Source organism: Leptolyngbya sp. Heron Island J (assembly GCF_000482245.1).
In the GTDB taxonomy this organism is placed as follows: domain Bacteria; phylum Cyanobacteriota; class Cyanobacteriia; order Phormidesmidales; family Phormidesmidaceae; genus Leptothoe.
The window spans coordinates 53,487-72,292 of the sequence record NZ_AWNH01000053.1 but is presented as its reverse complement, the minus strand read 5'-3'; the positions used below and the strand labels follow the sequence as shown (position 1 = coordinate 72,292).

22 protein-coding genes are annotated in these 18,806 nt (G+C 48.5%); 9 read left to right on the top strand and 13 right to left on the bottom strand.

Going from position 1 to position 18,806, the window contains the following annotated elements; translation table 11 throughout:
• Positions 1-144 precede the first annotated feature (144 nt).
• A complete protein-coding gene (locus N836_RS54780) occupies positions 145-1,119 on the top strand; it encodes an NAD(P)-dependent alcohol dehydrogenase (RefSeq protein WP_023073340.1) in 975 nt (324 codons plus the stop codon).
• Positions 1,120-1,131: 12 nt separating this feature from the next.
• On the opposite strand, the gene N836_RS54775 is transcribed toward N836_RS54780, so the two are convergent.
• From N836_RS54775 to N836_RS54760, 4 genes are all read right to left on the bottom strand, one after another.
• Complete coding sequence (locus N836_RS54775; RefSeq protein ID WP_031292943.1) at positions 1,132-1,770, bottom strand: hypothetical protein; 639 nt, start codon at positions 1,768-1,770, stop codon at positions 1,132-1,134.
• Positions 1,771-1,840: 70 nt separating this feature from the next.
• A complete protein-coding gene (locus N836_RS54770) occupies positions 1,841-2,317 on the bottom strand; it encodes a ribonuclease III domain-containing protein (protein ID WP_023073338.1) in 477 nt (158 codons plus the stop codon).
• 67 nt (positions 2,318-2,384) lie between these two features.
• Positions 2,385-3,554 carry a Holliday junction branch migration DNA helicase RuvB gene (gene ruvB, locus N836_RS54765; protein WP_023073337.1) on the bottom strand — a complete coding sequence of 390 codons (1,170 nt, stop codon included), beginning with the start codon at positions 3,552-3,554 and terminating at the stop codon, positions 2,385-2,387.
• Between the two features lie 73 nt (positions 3,555-3,627).
• Positions 3,628-4,029, bottom strand: a complete 402-nt coding sequence (locus N836_RS54760; RefSeq protein WP_023073336.1) for a hypothetical protein — start codon at positions 4,027-4,029, stop codon at positions 3,628-3,630.
• A gap of 416 nt (positions 4,030-4,445) precedes the next feature.
• On the opposite strand from N836_RS54760, the gene N836_RS54755 reads away from it, so the two are divergent.
• Positions 4,446-5,621: a TRC40/GET3/ArsA family transport-energizing ATPase gene (locus N836_RS54755; protein ID WP_023073335.1), complete on the top strand. Its 1,176-nt coding sequence runs from the start codon at positions 4,446-4,448 to the stop codon at positions 5,619-5,621.
• A 46-nt stretch (positions 5,622-5,667) separates the two neighbouring features.
• Here N836_RS54755 and N836_RS54750 read toward each other — a convergent pair whose 3' ends face one another.
• The 4 genes from N836_RS54750 to N836_RS54735 form a co-directional block, all read right to left on the bottom strand.
• Positions 5,668-6,441, bottom strand: a complete 774-nt coding sequence (locus N836_RS54750; RefSeq protein ID WP_036053506.1) for a class I SAM-dependent methyltransferase — start codon at positions 6,439-6,441, stop codon at positions 5,668-5,670.
• A gap of 67 nt (positions 6,442-6,508) precedes the next feature.
• A complete protein-coding gene (locus N836_RS54745) occupies positions 6,509-6,919 on the bottom strand; it encodes a DUF2358 domain-containing protein (protein WP_023073333.1) in 411 nt (136 codons plus the stop codon).
• Complete coding sequence (locus N836_RS54740; protein WP_031292941.1) at positions 6,912-7,496, bottom strand: type III secretion system chaperone; 585 nt, start codon at positions 7,494-7,496, stop codon at positions 6,912-6,914. Before N836_RS54740 ends, N836_RS54745 begins: the two co-directional genes overlap by 8 nt.
• A gap of 172 nt (positions 7,497-7,668) precedes the next feature.
• Complete coding sequence (locus tag N836_RS54735) at positions 7,669-9,000, bottom strand: DUF4912 domain-containing protein (protein WP_327058708.1); 1,332 nt, start codon at positions 8,998-9,000, stop codon at positions 7,669-7,671.
• A gap of 252 nt (positions 9,001-9,252) precedes the next feature.
• Here N836_RS54735 and N836_RS73415 point away from each other — a divergent pair, with 252 nt between their 5' ends.
• Entirely contained in the window at positions 9,253-10,005 is a 753-nt protein-coding gene (locus N836_RS73415) for an LmeA family phospholipid-binding protein (RefSeq protein WP_023073330.1), read from the top strand.
• 8 nt (positions 10,006-10,013) lie between these two features.
• Here the strand turns inward: N836_RS73415 and N836_RS54730 are convergent, their stop codons facing one another.
• From N836_RS54730 to N836_RS54720, 3 genes are all read right to left on the bottom strand, one after another.
• Positions 10,014-10,892, bottom strand: coding sequence for a phosphatidate cytidylyltransferase (locus N836_RS54730; RefSeq protein WP_023073329.1), 879 nt, complete (start codon positions 10,890-10,892; stop codon positions 10,014-10,016).
• 180 nt (positions 10,893-11,072) lie between these two features.
• Positions 11,073-12,083, bottom strand: coding sequence for an NAD(P)/FAD-dependent oxidoreductase (locus N836_RS54725; RefSeq protein WP_023073328.1), 1,011 nt, complete (start codon positions 12,081-12,083; stop codon positions 11,073-11,075).
• 342 nt (positions 12,084-12,425) lie between these two features.
• On the bottom strand, positions 12,426-12,998 hold the full coding sequence (locus N836_RS54720) for a peroxiredoxin (protein WP_023073327.1): 573 nt from the start codon (positions 12,996-12,998) through the stop codon (positions 12,426-12,428).
• 298 nt (positions 12,999-13,296) lie between these two features.
• Between N836_RS54720 and N836_RS54715 the strand changes: the two genes are divergently transcribed.
• The 5 genes from N836_RS54715 to N836_RS76565 all read left to right on the top strand — a co-directional run bounded on the left by N836_RS54715 (position 13,297) and on the right by N836_RS76565 (position 17,449).
• Positions 13,297-13,713: a Fur family transcriptional regulator gene (locus N836_RS54715; RefSeq protein WP_023073326.1), complete on the top strand. Its 417-nt coding sequence runs from the start codon at positions 13,297-13,299 to the stop codon at positions 13,711-13,713.
• A 286-nt stretch (positions 13,714-13,999) separates the two neighbouring features.
• Entirely contained in the window at positions 14,000-16,042 is a 2,043-nt protein-coding gene (locus tag N836_RS54710; protein WP_023073325.1) for a hypothetical protein, read from the top strand.
• A 189-nt stretch (positions 16,043-16,231) separates the two neighbouring features.
• On the top strand, positions 16,232-16,849 hold the full coding sequence (locus N836_RS54705; protein WP_023073324.1) for a hypothetical protein: 618 nt from the start codon (positions 16,232-16,234) through the stop codon (positions 16,847-16,849).
• A gap of 116 nt (positions 16,850-16,965) precedes the next feature.
• Positions 16,966-17,331 carry a hypothetical protein gene (locus N836_RS54700; protein ID WP_023073323.1) on the top strand — a complete coding sequence of 122 codons (366 nt, stop codon included), beginning with the start codon at positions 16,966-16,968 and terminating at the stop codon, positions 17,329-17,331.
• Positions 17,282-17,449, top strand: a complete 168-nt coding sequence (locus N836_RS76565; RefSeq protein WP_161634978.1) for a hypothetical protein — start codon at positions 17,282-17,284, stop codon at positions 17,447-17,449. The genes N836_RS54700 and N836_RS76565 overlap by 50 nt, the downstream gene beginning before the upstream one ends.
• On the opposite strand, the gene N836_RS75895 is transcribed toward N836_RS76565, so the two are convergent.
• On the bottom strand, positions 17,446-17,691 hold the full coding sequence (locus tag N836_RS75895) for a hypothetical protein (RefSeq protein WP_152532152.1): 246 nt from the start codon (positions 17,689-17,691) through the stop codon (positions 17,446-17,448). The two genes, N836_RS76565 and N836_RS75895, sit on opposite strands and share 4 nt — an antisense overlap.
• A gap of 429 nt (positions 17,692-18,120) precedes the next feature.
• On the opposite strand from N836_RS75895, the gene N836_RS54695 reads away from it, so the two are divergent.
• The gene (locus N836_RS54695) at positions 18,121-18,360 is read left to right on the top strand and encodes a hypothetical protein (RefSeq protein WP_023073322.1); all 240 of its coding nucleotides are present in this window, start codon (positions 18,121-18,123) and stop codon (positions 18,358-18,360) included.
• A 113-nt stretch (positions 18,361-18,473) separates the two neighbouring features.
• Here N836_RS54695 and N836_RS54690 read toward each other — a convergent pair whose 3' ends face one another.
• Entirely contained in the window at positions 18,474-18,671 is a 198-nt protein-coding gene (locus N836_RS54690; RefSeq protein ID WP_023073321.1) for a hypothetical protein, read from the bottom strand.
• Between the last annotated feature and the right edge of the window lie 135 nt (positions 18,672-18,806).

Below are 18,806 nucleotides of genomic sequence, written 5' to 3'. Positions count from 1 at the left end.
ATCCTGTCTTGCCCATAAGCTGCTTGTGTGGATGATAAACACAAGCAGCAGGAATGGAGTCATGTCAACCGAAACTAATAACCAGAAAATGCAAGAACAGATCGCAGTTGAGTATGGAACATTCAAAAAAGAAAGGGGAGCGAGATGAAAAAGATTGTATACACACAATATGGCTCCCCCGATGCCATTGAACTTATAGAAATCGAGAAACCCGTACCCAGTGATAATCAGGTTTTAGTCAAGGTTTATGCGGCATCTGTTAACGCCCTGGATTGGCATCGATTAAGAGGAGCCATGGGAATCCGTTTAATGAATGGTGAACTTTTCAAACCCAAAGAGACATCACTGGGCCTAGACGTAGCCGGTCGGGTTGAGGCTGTCGGCAATAACGTCACAAAGTTTCAGCCAGGGGATAAAGTCTTCGGAATCGCCCAAGGTTCATTTGCAGAATATGCATGTGCTGATGAACACGAGTTGGTGCTAAAACCGGCTAACGTGTCATTTGAGGCCGCTGCCGCCACACCTGTCGCGGCCCTGACAGCGCTGCAAGCGCTTAAAGACCGCATCCAGCCAGGGCAAAAGGTTCTCATCAATGGGGCCTCTGGTGGTGTGGGGACATTTGCTGTTCAGATAGCAAAATCCTTCGGGACAATTGTAACGGCTGTATGTAGCCCTCGAAATATGGATACCGCCCGCTCAATTGGTGCAGACCACCTTATCGACTATACGCGAGAAGATCTGACTGCCAACGGGCAGCAGTATGATTTGATTTTTGCGGCAAATGGCTATAACTCGATTTTTGATTACCGGAGGGTCTTGGGTTCTACAGGTATCTATGTCGCGGCTGGAGGAGAACTGGCTCAAATTCTTCAGGCATTGCTTGTGGGACCAATGTTGTCGAAATTTGGACGTAAGCAACTCTCATTTATGGGAATCACACAAATAGAGGAAAAGGATCTGTCTGTGATTAGCGAGCTGCTGGCATCTGGCAAAGTTGTCCCCGTGATTGATAGATGGTATCCATTAGGAGCAACCTCAGAAGCTCTGCAATCTTTTGGGGAAGAGCACACCAAAGGAAAAATCATCATCACTGTGAGACCTGATCATGACAACTCATAGGTCAAAGTGGGTTTATTCGAGTTTAAGGGTATTGAGATCGCGCCCCGGTACATTTTCCAAACAGGATTCAACCGCTCGCGCTGCGGCCAAAATATCCCGTTCTGCCCCGCCCAGGTACAGTCGGCCAAAGCTACCAATGGATGAAATCTGCAAAATATTAATCTGCGCCGCTTTTTCCGCTTCATTCGCGGCTAAAGAGGCATAGGCTGCGGGTTCGACTTCCATCACGTATAGGGTTTGCCCAGCCAGGATCATATTGCCGCGACGGGTGCGGTTAATGAGCTGCACGTGATGCGGGTCCAGGTTACGAATCACCTGACTGGACACCATACGAGGTTTAATGCGATCGCGCATTTTCACCCCTAGCACATCTAAAATCGCCTGTCCTGCCGCCTTAACTTCGCCTTGGCTACCGGAGTGAATTTCTAACAAACCATACAGACGCTCTACAATCTGTACGCCAGGCGTGACTACAGCTGACTTTAAGGCCACATCAGTAATGCGATTAATCTCGATACCAGGGGAAATTTCAACCCACAAAGAAGCATCGCCCGGCAGTGGCAAAAAGCCAATGGAAACGCTGCCCATATAGGCAGCGTGTTGAGGTTGCAAGTTGTCAATATATACGTAGCTACGAAGTTCTACACCCAAGATCGCTTCACAATTTATAACCTGCCGATCTTATCAGGTAACCGTCAGGCAAAGCGGTATCAGGGGCTGATTACGTATTGTCAGATTGAAGTGCTTCAATTTTTGGTCTGAACCATTTAGCTACTAACTTTTTGATGATGCCATAGCCGCCATCTTGATAAATTGCTCCAATAATGGCCTCAAAAGTTTCTGCTAGTGCATCAGACTTATCCTGAATACCCAGTTTTTGCTCACCTCTACCAACAATCGGTGCAATACCTATCTCTCTCAGCATAGGTCCTAGGCTTGTACCTTTTTCGAGTTTTTCTTTGTGTTGAGTAATGTCTCCTGGTGTTGTGTATCCGTGTTTCATTAATAAATCAACTAGCACTAGTTTTAATACTGCATCGCCGAGTGTGCAAAGAATTTCTTGATCCTCACAAATTTGACCACTTTGACGCTGCTCGTTGGCTGCAGCGGTACGAGTTAGTGATTGAATCAACAAATCTTTGTTGGTAAAGATATACCCCAGACGCAGTTCCGTGTTTTGAATTTCATTCGGTGTCATCACGTATGACTGTGAAGGTGTTCGATGATTTTATAAGAAGCACTTTGCTTTTTTGAGCCTTTCAGTATTACATCAGTGAGAGCTGATCATTATCGTCATTTATGCTTGACAGTGTTACTAGTGTTGGCTTTTCAGGCATTTCATACCCTAAATGTCGCCAAGCGGCAGGTGTGGCAATCCGTCCCCGAGGCGTGCGTTGCAAATAGCCAATCTGCAACAGATAAGGCTCGTAGACTTCCTCAATTGTCTGAGCATCTTCACCAGTTGCCGCCGCCATGGTGTCTAGCCCAACTGGGCCACCGTTAAAGTTTTCGATCATTACGGAGAGCAGACGACGATCGGTCCAATCAAGACCGCAGGGGTCCACATTAAATAGCTCTAACGCTTCCCCGGCAATTTGCTCGGTGATTGGCCCCGAAGCTTTGACCTGCACATAGTCCCGCACGCGCTTAAGTAACCGGTTGGCAATTCGCGGTGTACCCCGTGCCCGACGGGCAATTTCCATTGCTCCTGGTTCTTTAATCTCGGTTTTGAGTACCGTCGCTGTACGTAAAATAATGCTAGTCAGCTCGTCTAGCTCATAGAAGCGCAGTCGCTGGATCAGACCAAATCGGTCCCGCAGCGGTGATGTTAGTGCGCCGACTTTGGTAGTGGCTCCTACCAGAGTAAAGGGTTGAAGTGGAATACTGCGAGTTCTGGCACTTTGGCCTTTACCGATGGTGATATCCAGCCGGGCATCTTCCATCGCTGGATACAAGATTTCCTCGGTTACCCGTGACAGCCGATGAATTTCGTCAATAAATAAGATGTCTCCGGCTTTGGCGTTAACCAGCAGACCGGCAATATCGCGAGGCCGTTCTAGAGCAGGTGCAGTGGTAATTTTGCAATCCACCTTCATTTCCTGGGCTAAAATTAGCGCCATAGTGGTTTTGCCAAGACCGGGTGGACCATAGAGCAGCAAATGGTCCAATGGTTCATTCCGGGACTGTGCTGCTTGAATGGCAATCTGCAATACTTCTTTCAGGGCTTTTTGGCCGATGTAGTCGTCGAGACTTTGGGGTCGAATGCCGTCTTCATTGCGGCTAACTTCATCAGGGCGGGCTGCCGTCTCCAATAGCTGGTTCTTTTGGCTCGGTGTAGTCTGAGGTTCAGGCTTCTGTTTAGGTTTTTGTTTCGGTTTTTGGGGCTCGTCGTCTGGTTGCTGGGGGTCCGGCTGCTTGGAGGAAATGATGGCCATGACAGCTCACGATGTAGACAGATGGGAGCTACCAGATTCTAATTCAGTAGCTACAACAAATGTACTATATCGTTTAATAAATCATCACGCGGCCATCGTTAACAATGTGTACTGCGCTATCGTTAACGGCACCGCTGGGTAGTAGCTCGATTTGGAGGGTATCTCGTTCTGGACGGTGCAGTCGTACTTCAATGGGACGCTGGGCAGCTTCCCAAAAGACGACTGATAAATCTCCTACACCTACTTGGGCATCAATGGTGATCATCTGCTCGGGCCACATGCCATAGGGTTCAAAGTCTAAAACTCGTTCGAGGCTTACCCGTCCACCTGTGCGGTTGATGACTTCTAGTGTTACGCTCTGACCAGGGGCAAATTGAATTTCATTAGACCCGCAGCGATAGACACAGTCAGCTGCGCTGACGGCTGGGGTAATGCTAGCGACTACTAGGGCAGAGCTAAGCAGATGTTTCAACATGACAACTTTTCCTCTAAGTAGAGGACGGCTAGGGGGAGCTATGTGTTTCAATTCAATGGTTTTGGCGGCTTAGGTGTTGGCTGTGTCTGTCAACACTCGGATATTGCCATCGTTTTCAGAATTCCCTAAATCGGAGAAAGCTAACGGGTGGTATTGATTGGCTGTTGGATTAGGCATGGGTCTAGTATGCTGTGGCGTAAGTTGGCTCACTATCCAATGGGGATGGGTGGATGAAATAGCTGCCAAATTTCTGCTATCGGGCGCTAGGTAATGTCTATATAGAAGAGATTGTTGGCTGACCAGGCTTGATGGCTTCCTTGAACATTTGCGGGATTTTGAGCTGTCCTGCAATGAGATCTGCCGCAATGGTCGAAAAATCGTTAAAGTAAAACAATGTAAACGTTTCTAAGGTGTGTATGCGCGTACTCCTGATGACTGGAAAGGGCGGCGTTGGTAAAACGTCGGTAGCAGCGGCGACAGGGCTACGCTGTGCTGAACTTGGCTATAAAACGTTGGTGCTGAGTACCGATCCAGCTCACTCGTTGGCAGACAGCTTTGATATGGAACTGGAGCACACGCCCCGTGAAGTGAAGCCTAATTTGTGGGGGGCTGAATTGGATGCTCTGCGCGAATTGGAAGGTAATTGGGGGGCGGTGAAACGCTATATCACCCAGGTGCTGCAGGCGCGCGGTCTGGAAGGGGTGGAAGCGGAAGAGCTGGCGATTTTGCCGGGGATGGATGAAATCTTTAGTCTGGTGCGGATGAAGCGGCATCATGATGAGGCTGAGTATGATGTGCTGATCATCGACTCGGCCCCCACTGGCACCGCGTTGCGGTTGTTGAGTCTGCCGGAAGTTGCAGGCTGGTATATGCGTAAGCTTTATAAACCGTTTCAGGCTGTTTCTGCTGCCCTGCGACCGATTGTGGAGCCTTTGTTTAGGCCGGTTGCTGGTTTTTCGTTACCCACAAATGAGGTGATGGATGCGCCCTATGAGTTTTATGAGCAGCTAGTTGAGTTGGAGAAGGTGCTGACCGACACAGCAACGACATCGGTACGCTTGGTGACCAACCCTGAAAAAATGGTGATCAAAGAATCTCTTCGGGCCCATGCGTATCTCAGTCTTTACAATGTGGGTACTGACATGGTGGTAGCCAATCGGATTATTCCTGACACGGTAACCGATCCGTTCTTTAAGCGTTGGAAAGAGAATCAGCAGGTCTACCGCCAGGAGATTCATGATGACTTTCGTCCCTTGCCGGTAAAAGAGGTGCCGCTCTTCTCGGAAGAGATGTGTGGAATTGAGGCCCTAGAGCACCTTAAGGAAACGATTTATGGCGATGAAGATCCGACCCAAGTGTATTACAAAGAGACTACGTTACGGGTGGTGCAAGAAGAAGATAATTACAGTCTGGAGGTTTATCTGCCGGGGATTCCGAAGAGTCAGATTGAACTTAGTAAGAGTGCGGATGAACTGAATATTCGCATTGGTAACCATCGTCGTAATTTGGTGTTGCCTCAAGCGCTGGCTGCATTACAGCCTGCTGGTGCCAAGATGGAAGATGACTATTTGAAGATTCGGTTTGCGTCCTAAACCAGCTCTCACAACATAATCTTTAAGCCATAGGAGCGAGGCAGGTTCAATTCTGTCTCGCTCCTTTTGGTTGAGCATAATAGACATAGGTGGTGTAGCGAAAAAATAGTTGGTTCTGATGGCTGTATTGGTTGAATAGCGATCGCAACGCCTCCATCATCTCCCCATAATTTTCTGCCTCTTTTGTGGGTGCGTAGGAGCACGATAGTAATCGACCCTGCAGCCCCTCAAAATCAAACACCTGCTGGTGTGCAAACGTGGCAGTCTGCATCTTAGCTGGAGCAAAAAACTCAGCTAACGTCTCTGCCGATGGTCGTCGCTGGCTGACAACAGAATAATCAGGGGCATGGGTAAGCAAAAACTCTTCATAAGCTTGTTGAAATGGATCGCTCATCAGCCGACTATTCCAAATCAATGCTATCCAGCCATCGGGCTTCAAAATACGGTTAAATTCCTGGTGTGCAGCCTGTTGATTAAACCAATGAAATGCCTGACCTGCAACAATCCAGTCCACTGAATTGGGCCCAAGCTGAGTGGCTTCTGCCTGGCCGACAACACTCTGAAAGTGTGGGTGCATTTGCAAAAACTCTTCTGCCGCTGCCCGCATATTGGCGTTAGGTTCCACTCCGTACACCGGATTGCCCTGTTTGAGAAACAGCTGTGTTAACAAGCCTGTCCCAGAGCCGATATCAGCAACTATCTGATTTGAACGTAATCTACAGCATTCAGTCAAATATGCCATCAAGGATGACGGATAATCAGGCCGATATTTGACATAGTCTGTTACCCGGTTTGAAAAACGTTCCGTTGAATTAAGCATATTCATCATCCAGCACCCTAAAAGAATCACCTGTCAACCAGTGAAGAAGCTTGATATTAAGAACAGACTAAGGACTAAATACCTGCTTTAATACGCTCCACCGTGAGCAGTTCCAATAGTCAATATGAGAACAGATCAAACCTGCCTGATTAAGCTGTAGTTCGCTCCAGCCAGGGATAGAGATTCTTGGTTGCCAGGGGGTGGGGGCGGTAAATTGCAGGGTCCAACGGGTAATAAACCTATCAGTTTGGGGTTGTTCTATCCCATGCAGTTTCAGATCAATATCATGGAACCACTGTTCAATAAATCCAATCATGCGTTGGTAGCGCTCGACACCCCGAAACTCATTCATCGGATCTTTGAAATAGACATCTTGGGCATAGATGTGATAGCTCTGCGCTTTAGGAAAGCGGGTATAGTCTGCTTTGACCTGTTGAATCACTGCTAATGTAGCTGATTCTGAAAGAGGGTTATCCATTGTCGGCTACCTCCGGAGGATTAACTTCGGGCCATAGTCTTTCCAGTTGACGTTGCCATGCTGCTAGGGCGCGATCGCCATAGCCTTGATCTTGCATATCTCCCATCATGCCTTCAGCATAGAAGCGGTTGATGGTTTGCATGGTTGCTTCCAAGGATTGTCCTTGTAATTTGGCGGCTTGAATAATCTGGCGTACGCGCGTCTCAATCAGGTTGTTAAAAAAGGGTTCTATCCCAGCTTGTTTCATCCCTAAGAGCTGATCAACAGCGGCTGAGAAGTGTGCTGTTGTCAGGCTGGCTAAATCGTGCTGAAATACGGCCCACAGTGCATTTTCATGGATAGCATAACGAGCCATTCTGGTTTGATCAAAGTTAGCCTCCATGATTTCCCCAAAAAATGGCTGTGCTTCTGCCATGGGCACGATGGGTATCAGGATGCGCAACCAGGTTTGATCGCTGGAGAGCAGCACTAGAAGATTTAGTTCAGGTGTTTCGATCTGCCAGGCATCAGGCGGATTGATAGTACAAGTATCGCTAAAGCGAGTTTTGAGAAGGGTGGTGATGTCTGCGGGAGTCATTAAGGAGGGTATGGCACTGAACTCATAGCACCATAGCGCAGCCCCAGTCATTGAGCTATGGAGAGTCCCCGAATCTGATGATCAAAAAAGGAGGTGTAGAAACTACACCTCCCAAGCTAACTTGACGTTATGAAGCAGTTGACTTTGCTTTGGACAGTTTGTCTAAAGCACCCTAAAACGCGAACCACTCTTCTACGGCTTCATCCTTGGTATTGGTGTTGCGCTCAGGTGTTTCACGGGTGAACTTCATTTGGATGGAGCGAGTTTGCTCACCATCAGCGGCGACCGCCTTGATTGGGTAGTCGATGAGGCCATCCTGGAAGGACATCTGGAAGCGGAAGGTGCCATCAGGCTTCAGGTCAATCTTGCGACTGCCGATAGTAACGGTGGCATCAGGTTCAGTGGCACCGTAAACAATCAGCTCAGCATCGGCAATTAACCAGAACTTGCGAGGACGGATCGGGGGAGCGGAAGCGGAGAAGCCAACACCCGACATGTTGATGCCAGAAGCTGTTGGCAGTGCCCACATGCCAACGCCAGAGGGGAAGACAAAGGAGCTAATGGCCTGCTCAGGTACCTGATGCATAGAGCCAAACAGGGAGCCAGCAATGCGCTGAGCTTCCATGGACTGTGCCTTGGCAAAGATATCGTCGTAGATGGGGTTGCCTTCGGCATCGACGGCGGCAGCGGCGGCTTTCTTGCTGGGGGGGACCAGGTTCATCACGGTCTTGCCGCGCAGATCGTCACTGAAGTTGACAGTGACAAAGTGATCTTCAACCCAGTCAGAAGGATAGACAGGAGGGATGTGAACGGGGGTAGACCGGGCCATCATCAGCCAGCGACCATCGGCGGCAACGTAGCCAATCTCAGCAATGTAGTCGCGATCGCTAACAGGAATAGGTAAGAACCACTCCCGTGCCATCTCATCACATTCATACTGCTGCAGACTGTGGGGGGCAACAGTATCAATATCAATATCGGTAACGTCGTAGAAACGAATAGCCAGACGCACACCGCCCTGACGACGCATTTCTTCTTTATGAGGCCCAGGTACATCCCAGTAAGCATAGGCCCACTGAGGATCGCGAGGCATTAACACAATGCGGCTTTCGCCATAGCCACCGGGCAAATCACCAAACCCGTCATCCACTGTGGCTAACTCTTCCATTGTCAGCTCAGATTCAGCTGTCTTGACCTCAGCTGTAGCTACAGCTGTCACGGGTGCAGTAGCTGCGGGTGAAGCAGCTACGGGGGCTTCACCCCGAGCAGCCTGGGCTGAACGAATAGCTTCAACTAATTCAACCTTACGCATACGGCTGTAGCGAGATACCTCATATTCGCTAGCTACCAGACGTAGCTGCCGCAATGTCATTTCTTCTAATGAAACCTTTGACCCGTTACCCATAGCCATACCTTTTACCAGCACTCCAGAACAACAGCCAATCACCCGCTGGGGATCGCCATGGGACTCATAATGCCAGTAAAGTCTATGGGGATCAACCAAGATGATCCCCACAAAAACCCTATGCCATCGAGATTTCAACTGTTTCAGTAATTATTTTGTCATGATTTCTTGACTTTTTGATCCCGTTAAGTGATTTGAGATGAACTTTAAGTCATGAAAGTTTGACTTGGGGATCGTTGGTCTGAAACCTTAGCTTGACTGTGGGGTTGCGATCGCAACCCTCTCTACCCTCAATAGATATGCCCTCAATAGATATGCAATGATTGGAGCTGGCAATTTGAGTTACTCCCAATGGCATCATCTCCGTCAGCATCCCAAGGCAGTCGTCTAATCAGTCGTGTGCTGCCTGTGGCCGTGAAATTTTGGCTACAGACCCAACTGGATGAGATTGGAGAATTAAAGTTTGAGATTCAAGCGACGGACCGTCAGGTATTATCCGGGCACATTCCTGGCATTGCCCTATCAGCTCAGCAGGCCGTGTATCAGGGCGTGCAAATTACGGATGTCACCGTGCATGCCAGCGATATCAACATCAATATTGGTCAAGTTTTGCGAGGTAAACCCCTACGGCTAAAACAGCCATTTCCCATTGCCGGACATGTGGCCTTTGATGGCGATGCGCTGGAGGCTTCATCAACAGAGTCTATTTTGGCGGCTGGCCTTTTAGACTTTTGGCAAACCTTGCTAGCTAAAGCGGCAGTGGCGGCGGAAGTGGCCACTCACTATGGTTCTGAGGTGGCAGTGCTAAAGGATCCAACTCTGTCTCAATACCAGTCAAAAATCCAAACCTTAGGGACCGATTTAGGGTTGCATTTAGTACGTAATGGTCAATCGGAAGTTGGTTTAAGGGGAGCGATAGCTGTGGACCAGGGGCACATTCTGCGGCTGGTTACGGCTGAGTGGTGTTTGGCTTCCGGCGAGTCTGTGCCCAGTGCGGCCCTTAGCAATTTTTGTTGGAACCTGGGTGAACAAACCGATTTGCAATCCCTACAGGTCCAGGATGATCAGCTCACCTGCCAATGCAAAATTATGGTGCAGCCTTAGGCACAGTCCTAATTCCCTGGCCAAATACCCGGTAGGCTGGGTAACAGCATGGTGATGAAGTAAAACACCAGCGGTGCGGTAAAAATGTAGCTATCGGTACGGTCTAAAATGCCGCCGTGGCCAGGAATTAGAGTACCTGAATCTTTAACGCCAGCATCGCGCTTCATCAGGGATTCGGTGAGATCTCCCAGCAGACTGGCCACCCCAATCATGGTGCCAAAAGCCGATCCTGTAATCCACCACAGGGGCCATTGCATCAGCCAGGCACCCGTACAGCCCACCAATAAACTGCCGCCAATGCCACAGAGGGCTCCTTCAACGGTCTTTTTAGGACTGATGTTGGTTAAGGGAGTACGGCCAAAGGTGCGGCCAGCTGCATAGGCTCCGATATCAGCTGCCCAGATACAGGAAAAGGCCAACAGGGTATGAATGAGCCCAATGGGAAGGCTTTCTAAATTCCACTCCGTGGGCCAGTAGCCGCCCAGGGGTAGGTTGGCGATGTCGCTCTCCCAGTCCCGCAGACGAATCCAGTAGCTGGGTAGAAACCCACCATAAAATAAACCTAGAATAGACGCTGCAACGTCAGCGATGGTGGCAAACTTGGGCTGAAACAATACGTAAAAACAGATGCAGGTACCCGCCAGGGAGAGGATAGCCTCGCTGAGTGGGGGAGCAATGTGGGCGGAGATCAACAGCACCTGACTGACAATCAGAGTGGTTTTAACTGCTGCATTGATGCCCTTGGCTTTGGTCAGGGCAAAAACTTCCAGCTGACCCAGGTAGACGATGATGCCGAATCCAATAGTGAAATACCATCCTCCTAAGATGATCATAAGGAGGGCAATTGCGATCGCAACTCCACCACTAGCAATACGGATCCACGGCATAAGCGAATAGGTAAACAGGTCTCCTTTAGTCTCTGCCCAGTGAATGACACATTCGTGATCACCACTAGCCTATTGTTATCAGCTCAATGGGCAAGCAACTGTCCTAATAAATTAGAGCAGTTGCCATTGTTAGCATAGACCGATTCAGAAGCTTAGCACTTGATGGCCCTATCTCCTAGCTCATGCGATCGCCGCTGGTTCAACAGACGTCAGATTTTCTTCCCACTTACGCGGAGTGCTAGCACGTCGGATATAGCGCCAGATTTGAGTAGCCGCTAAAGTACCATCAGCCACAGCGACAGAGACCTGATTGAGCCCTTGCTTGAGATCACCGATCGCAAAAATACGCTCATGGGTTGTTTGAGCCATATTATTTGTCATCAGATTCTCCCCATCCCAGGTGAGACCTTCAATCCCCTTAAGGTAGTGATTATGGTAGATAGACCCCATATTGATCAGACCAGTGGTGGCCTCAACAATGGTGCCATCGACGAGCTCAACACCGCTCATCTTATGGTTCTCTCCCAAAATTTTCGCAATGGGAGCCTCATATAGAGGATAACCATGGTCTGCCAGCTTTTGCTTCATGGCCTCACCAGGGGAGAATCCGTTGGTTAAAACAGAGATATAAGGAGTAAACCAGTTCAAAACAAAGGCTGCATTGATCTGAGCCTCACGGCTAACCATGAGGACAGCTTTTTGGTCCCACATATCAAAACCATCACAAATCATGCAGACATGAAGCGTATAGCCTGCATAATCATAAACATTTTGCATGTCCTCTAACTCGGGCAATACATCGATCACACCGGAAGCTGCAATCAAGTATTTACTGCGCAAAGTATAGTACTTGCTATTTTGCTTCCCGATCTTAACCTTGACGGCCAAGGTGTCCCCTTCATCGGTAACATCTTCGACAAAGGCCCGGAGGTGATCGGCCCCCCATTCGAGCGCTTGCTTAGCACCATGGCTGATAATGTTACGCCCTGGCGTGCTCGGATCTAACCCCAGATAGTTGCGAGTTTCCTGCATCCACAGGGACCGACCCCTACCTTTTTCGATAATCAGACATTTCAGACCATAGCGGGCTAAGTAAATAGCCGCTGATAGACCGCCCATGCCACCGCCGACAACAATGGCGTCATATACGGTATCTAGATGATTTTCAATATTTGCACTCGATAATTTCATTGGTTGCTCACCTGTCCTGTGCAGGTGTCGATAGTCGGGATGAGTGGTTATTAATGACTTTTCGACATGACTTAAGGGTAATCTTACAGCCAGAAAATCATAATTACTCAAAGAAATCTGTTCTCAAGCAACAGCAAGCCCTTGAGTTATTAGAGATATAGAAGGCAAAGAAGGTTACATTTAATACCTTCTTTGCCCTAAGTGAATTCGACCTACACAATGGGATCAGGATTTTATCAGATTCAAACATGTTGTCTGCAGAGGCGTTCCATGGAACGCCTGTACGGCAAAAGATAGAACCTAATTGAATCCTCATTCCTAAGTGTCGAGTCTGAGTTGACCCTAGCCAACAAACTCTTTACGAGGCTGAGAAACACCAGGAGCCTCAGTGCCCTTGAGGTAAGCCAGCATAGTGTCTGCGTCAGAAACCTCAAAGGGGTCAGTGGGGCAGTTGTCGCCAAAGTCAGGCTCAACAAACATTTTCTCGATGGTCATGTCGTTGACCACCATGGAATAGCGCCAGGAACGCATGCCAAAGCCTAGGTTAGACTTGTCCACCAGCATCCCCATTTTGCGACTAAATTCGCCGTTGCCATCGGGTAGCAGCTTCACGTTCTGTGCACCCTGCTGTTTGCCCCACTGGAACATAACAAATGCATCATTCACAGATAGGCAGTAAACTTCGTCTACGCCCAGAGCCTTCATTTCATCGAAAAGCTCTTCGTAGCGGGGTAAGTGGTTAGAAGAGCAGGTGGGAGTAAATGCACCAGGAAGAGAGAACAGAACGATTTTCTTTCCAGTAAAAATGTCTTCAGTTGTTGTATCTTGCCAACGATAGGGGTTGGGACCTTCAACGGACTCATCACGGACACGAGTTTTGAAAACAACGCTGGGTACTTTTTCGATAACAGCCATGATAATTTCCTGTAGTTGTAGGTGGATCAGTCAGTAAAACCATACCGCTGGTGAGTGCCAGTTCGCATTGAACACACGGCAGATTTCACATGGGTGGTTGCTTACTAAATCAGAATAGTTCTTATTTGAAAAAATATCAACATTTCAGAATTATTCTGAGATTTAAATGGGTCATATATAATGTGAATGCTAATATACTAGTGTTATGCTTGCACTATAGGCTTCAGAAGTACGTGCTACTTGTATCCCTGAATGCCCTTGGTTGTAGTTGCATTGAATAAATATCGGTTCCTTGGTGATGTCTCAGCAGACAGAAAAAATTGTCAAGCTACTTAAATCAAAGCAGCTGCGAGTTACGCCTCAACGCTTTGCGGTCTATTCCAACCTGCTTACGCGTACTGACCATCCGACGGCTGAGCAAATTCTTGGCGATGTAAATAAGGATGTCCCCAGATCGTCTCAGGCGACGATCTACAGCTCTCTACAGGCGTTGCGCGATGTGGGGCTGGTACGCGAGGTGCTCCTGGAGGAAGGCGTGTGTCGCTATGATGCCAATGTGGAGCAGCACCATCATTTTCGCTGCAAAGTGTGTGGTGCGATTGAGGATATTCCTTGGGAGCAATTTCAATGTTTGGATACGGCGCAGCTACGGCCTGGACTCACCGTCGATAGCTATGAAGTGACGGTGCATGGAGTTTGCGATCGCTGCGGATAAAGTGACGGTGTATGGGATTTGCGATCGCTGCGAATAAAGTGTCAATGGACAGTGGGAACTAGATAAACCACGATCCACGTCGGATCGTCATGAAATCCTGTTAAAGTCATGAGTTTTTAGCTGCAGAAAAAAACTTCAGCAGAACTTCGACTTAATTTGAAGTCCGCATCACCATACTGAAGGGCAGATTGGCATAAAACTATAGGGGTGCATCCCAAAATGGCCGTTTCTGACGCTCAGCAACGGCTAAACATCTGAGTTGTCCCTAGACGTTTTTTCTAAACTTATGACAGCCCTCAATCCTATTCTGAGTTTTCTAACCCAGTCTTCTGAGACGGCAGCGATTTTGCCTCTAGAGCTAACTGGTGCAGCTGATGACCAAGATGCAACATCGTTATTGCAAAGCCTTAATGCGGCATTCCTTATTATTTTGGCTGGGGAAGCGCACCCCAGCTTTACTGAAGCTCAAACCTATTTAGATAAACTATCCACATCACCCGATTGGGGCAAAGCCGCTAAGTTTTATGCCCAAAGTGCCCAGCTAATTTCCCAAGAACTCGAGCAAGTCTGCGAGCAAGATGCTGAACTAAAAGCCAAGTTAGAGCAGATGGCCGCGACACTCGAAGGTGCTGCTGGCGATGAGGTAGCGGTAGCCAATGCCCTGTGGTCCGTATTATTTCCCGAAGGTACTGGCATTTGGGGGCAGGAAGCTGAGCGCGTGACGGCATTACGTGAAAAGCGTACGGTTGCCATTGACCAGCTCAACTCCAACCCAATCGAGAACCCTGCTAAGCAAGTTTTATTTACGTCAAACGCTCTGTTGACGATGCCTTTGGGCTCAGCGGATCTATCTGGATTTGATGCAGACTTCCAAGCTGAGCTGGCAGATGCTGCGGACGATCCTCAGCTTTACTGGTATGACCACCCCATTCCCATCGGTGTGGCAGCGGAGAGCAACGAAATCCTCTATGGCCTCCAGCACCTGAATCATGCCGTCGAGTTTGAGAATCAACAATCCGGCAGTACTGACAAGGTGAACTGTGTGCTGTCGGTGTCGGTAACCCATGAGCGCTTGCAAACGTTGGGTAAGAGCTATCTCAAGCAGGTGCTGGCGGCTAGTGAGCCGTTGGATCAGCTCAATATTTTTGCCTTCACTGAGACAGATACCAATAAGCTGATCGATCAGGTATTGCTGCCTGTCTTAGAGCACTCTTCTCCGAGGGCTGATGCTAAGGAAATGCTCTCCGTATTTGGTGTGGATGGTCGTTACGGACGGCACTATAGCTTCCTAAAAGCAATTTCTGCTCTTTGGAATTCACTGGTGGATCCTGAGATCAAAGCCACCTTTAAGATTGACCTAGACCAGGTCTTTCCCCAGGCTGAGCTGCTGGAGCAAACAGGGGCAACGGCCTTTGGTCATTTGAAAACTCCGCTGTGGGGTGCCACTGGCAAAGATGCTGCCGGTCAGCCGATTGAGCTGGGTATGATTGCTGGCGCATTAGTCAATCAGCGTGATATCCACAAAGGCGTATTCACACCAGATGTTACCTTTCCGGGGAGTAGTCTTGCCCCTGATGAGGATGTGTTCTTTAGCAAGCTACCCCAGGCCCTATCCACAGAGGCAGAAATGATGACTCGCTATGAAGTGGGTACTGACTTTGATGGAGAAACTAAGGCGATTCAGCGTATTCACGTTACCGGTGGTACCAACGGTATCTTGGTGGATACCCTACGCCGCTATCAAACCTTTACGCCTAGCTTTATTGGTCGTGCGGAAGACCAGGCTTACATTCTGTCGGCCCGTGGCCAGCAGCCGAACTTGGGGTATGCCCATGCCTCTGGTTTAATCATGCGCCATGACAAGGAGGGTTTTGCCCAAGAAGCCATTGCCATGGCGAAGGTGGGTAAGCAGGTAGGAGATTATCTCCGAATTCTGTTGTTCTCTAAATATGCTGACGTGCTGCCCGAAGCGACAGACAGCATTAAGGCCGACATTGATCCGTTTACGGGTTGTTTTGTGTCTCGACTCCCCATCACAGTGGCCATGTTGAGATTTGCGCTCAAAGTGGCGCATCTATTTAATGCCGGTAAGTCAGACGAAGCCACCGAGTTTATCAATACAGGTGTTTTCCAGTTGCAGGAAGGTCTCGACTTTATCCAAGGAGAGCCCAGCGAACTGCAGCAAACCTATGAGCGTGAGAAGGCTGGCTGGCAGTTGTTCTATCAGGCGCTAGAGACTTCAGAAAAGGCTCTACAAGCTGGTGAAGACTGGGCACTTGAGGTACAAAAGGCGACTCAGGCCATCGTGGAAAATTGCCGCGTTAACTAGGTAAAAGTCAGAGATTAGCCATTAGCTTGTTGGTTAATTGTTAACTCTCTTCTTAAAGGCTCGAAGGACAATATTGTCCTTCGAGCCTTTAGCATCTATCTCAGCACAGTGATTATCATTGATTTTGCCCCAGTAAAGCCTGAATCTGAAACGACTGCCATAATAGAGATAGCTTACTGAATACCAGCCATGTCCCAAGCGATCCAAGGCCGAAAAAAAAGCTTTTCTAGCTTCACCTACAAACAAGCCTTTAAATACTTGGGGATTACTGAGCTGAAGCGCTGGACCATTGAGGCAGAGCCATTGCCAATCAGTGATTTTTTTCAGCAGCGGTTAGAGCGGCTGCAGCGATTTGACTTAGAAAGTCTAGAGGTATCTAAAACCTTATTGATTGATGCCATCTGCGAAGAAGGTTTAGAGGATGTGCCACGGCTTAAGATTTGGAAAGGGGCGTATCTTGAGGGAGAAGACGTCTGTGGCAATGCTGACTATTTGATCGCTGAACGACGGGCATATCTGGAAACACCCTACGGTTGTGTCATTGAAGCTAAAAAAGATGACTTTGAGCAGGGGGCAGCTCAGTGTTTAGTGGAGATGAAAGCATGTCAGTGGATTAATCAGCAGCAAGGCCGACAGTTTGATATCTATGGTATTGTCACCAACGGTGAGGGTTGGAAGTTTTATCGATTATCCATTAACGGTGAAGTGAGTGAGTCGTTATTGACCGGTGTGGGAGATATGCCAATGCTGTTAGGACGTTTGCGAGTCTTTTTTGAGTTTTGCGAACAAAATCTAGTAGCTGTGTAGGGTGATGGATAACAACAATAAGCTATTTTGAGTGTGCGTTTGCTCAAGAGCTGAGCACGGTAAACTTTGAGCATCTCGATAGCCTGCGCTGCCAGGGATTGTCATGTTATCGACCTATGCTCGTTTTGTTGCTTGTGTTTCGCCCGAATAATTCAATTACTCGCCTAGAAGCATTACTGGTACTACGACGGGCTACTGATTTTACGGCACCAGAGCCAGAGCAGCTCCTCAGTCAATACTTTCAGGATGCTGATGAGATTCCTGAGTATCCCCAACAGGCGCTTGCGGATGTGGCGATTGGGCGGGTGGTTGTGAATTATCCTGATGTGCAGGAGTTGAGATCGCAACTCCTGGCCACCCGAGGAGAAATTGCCGCGTTTCTCTGTCAGGCAACCCGGCGCACCAATGTTCTTCCCCTTGAATTTGTTGCCCGTGGACCAGCAGCCCCCTTTGCCATTCCACGGTGGCAAGGATTTGCGTAATAGCTATGTGGTGTTTAGCCGTTACACGGGTGTGATTAGGTTCTTTCGGCTGGCGGGAGCACGGTATGAGGAGCAGGTGGTGAAGGATACTCAGCCGCGCTATGGATACCGGAATTAGAGCTGGGATTGGGTGTTTGGACCGGGACGTTTGAGGGGATTGACCATGGCTGGTTGCGGTGGTGTGATGGTTCGGGTAACTGGCTGCTGACAGACACGGAATTGGAAGCGCAGCGGTATAGAAAGGGCGGATGAGGCAGAGGCACGGCTGCGACAGGTGGTGAGGAATTTGCGACAGTCGGGGATGGATACGGCTGATATTGCTGAAATAGTGGGGTTATCTGTAGAGGAGGTAGACAGCATGGACAACAATCTTGTGTAGGGTAGATTAGTCAGAATTTGTATAGTCTCCCGAATCCATGAGACTGGTTCAATGCATCAAGAATATTTGATGGGTTCTCGTGATCATGGCTGAATTGTTTGGGTGCAGTATTTTCTGGAGAAGAGTAAACTCCTGTCAGCGGTTGTAACAATCTGTATCTTGACTGGGGTCTAAAAGAGATTTATAGTTTCTCGCAAGCCGCTTTGCGGCTCTACTACAGAACTGAATGCCTGGCACTGTCGGCAGGTGCGTCACCACCTAACCGACAGCTGACCCACAGCTGCTACTGCCAACTGCGGGCTCTGGTTATTATGCCTTAGCATCCCCGGTGTGCATACATCTCGTGCGGTTCGCTAAGGCATTCGGTTCTGGTTTCCTTCGCAAACGCTACGTTTTGGAGATCAGAATCCATGTTTCAAGAACAGTCCACTGGCACCGAAGTGTCGAAAGCGCAGCCTGCTCCTTTACCAGAGCACCAATTTGAGATAGTTCGCCATACGTTATTTGGTACCCTGACCGCCGTGCGCAACACCATTACGCTGCTGCACAAACTCAACTACGCCGAACCCAATGATTGGAGTAAGCCATTACCCACCGGGCGACCCAATGAGGTCATGGCAATTTTGACCAAACGAGTCAGAGTCGATTAACAGAGTACCAAGTTTAGTCGGATAATTTGGCTTATGTATACTAGATAAGCAATTATTTGCGTAATCCGTCAAATTCATAGGGCTTAGCTAATTGAGATAGCTAAGCTCTGTAATTAACGATTTTCGGCATCGTTTTGCTTTTTCTCAAGCATATTAAACATGACAGTGATGCCAGTTGTGGTTATTGTATGAGCGATATCGCCAATCTGATTTTGCAAGGTGGTTGGCTTTTGCAATATCGCTACATACAGGCTAGTAATAGCAGCCACAAGAGTGATGCTAAAAGTAGCATTGAATACAGTTTTTTTCATGAGTTAGTGGCTTTAAGAGGTGACATTGCTATCATCTCTAAGTTGACTGATAAGTTCAGTGGTTGAGCAGTGCAACTTTCAGGCATTCCTGGTACGCTTTAGGTACGAGTTCAGTATTCAGTACAAGTTGGGTAT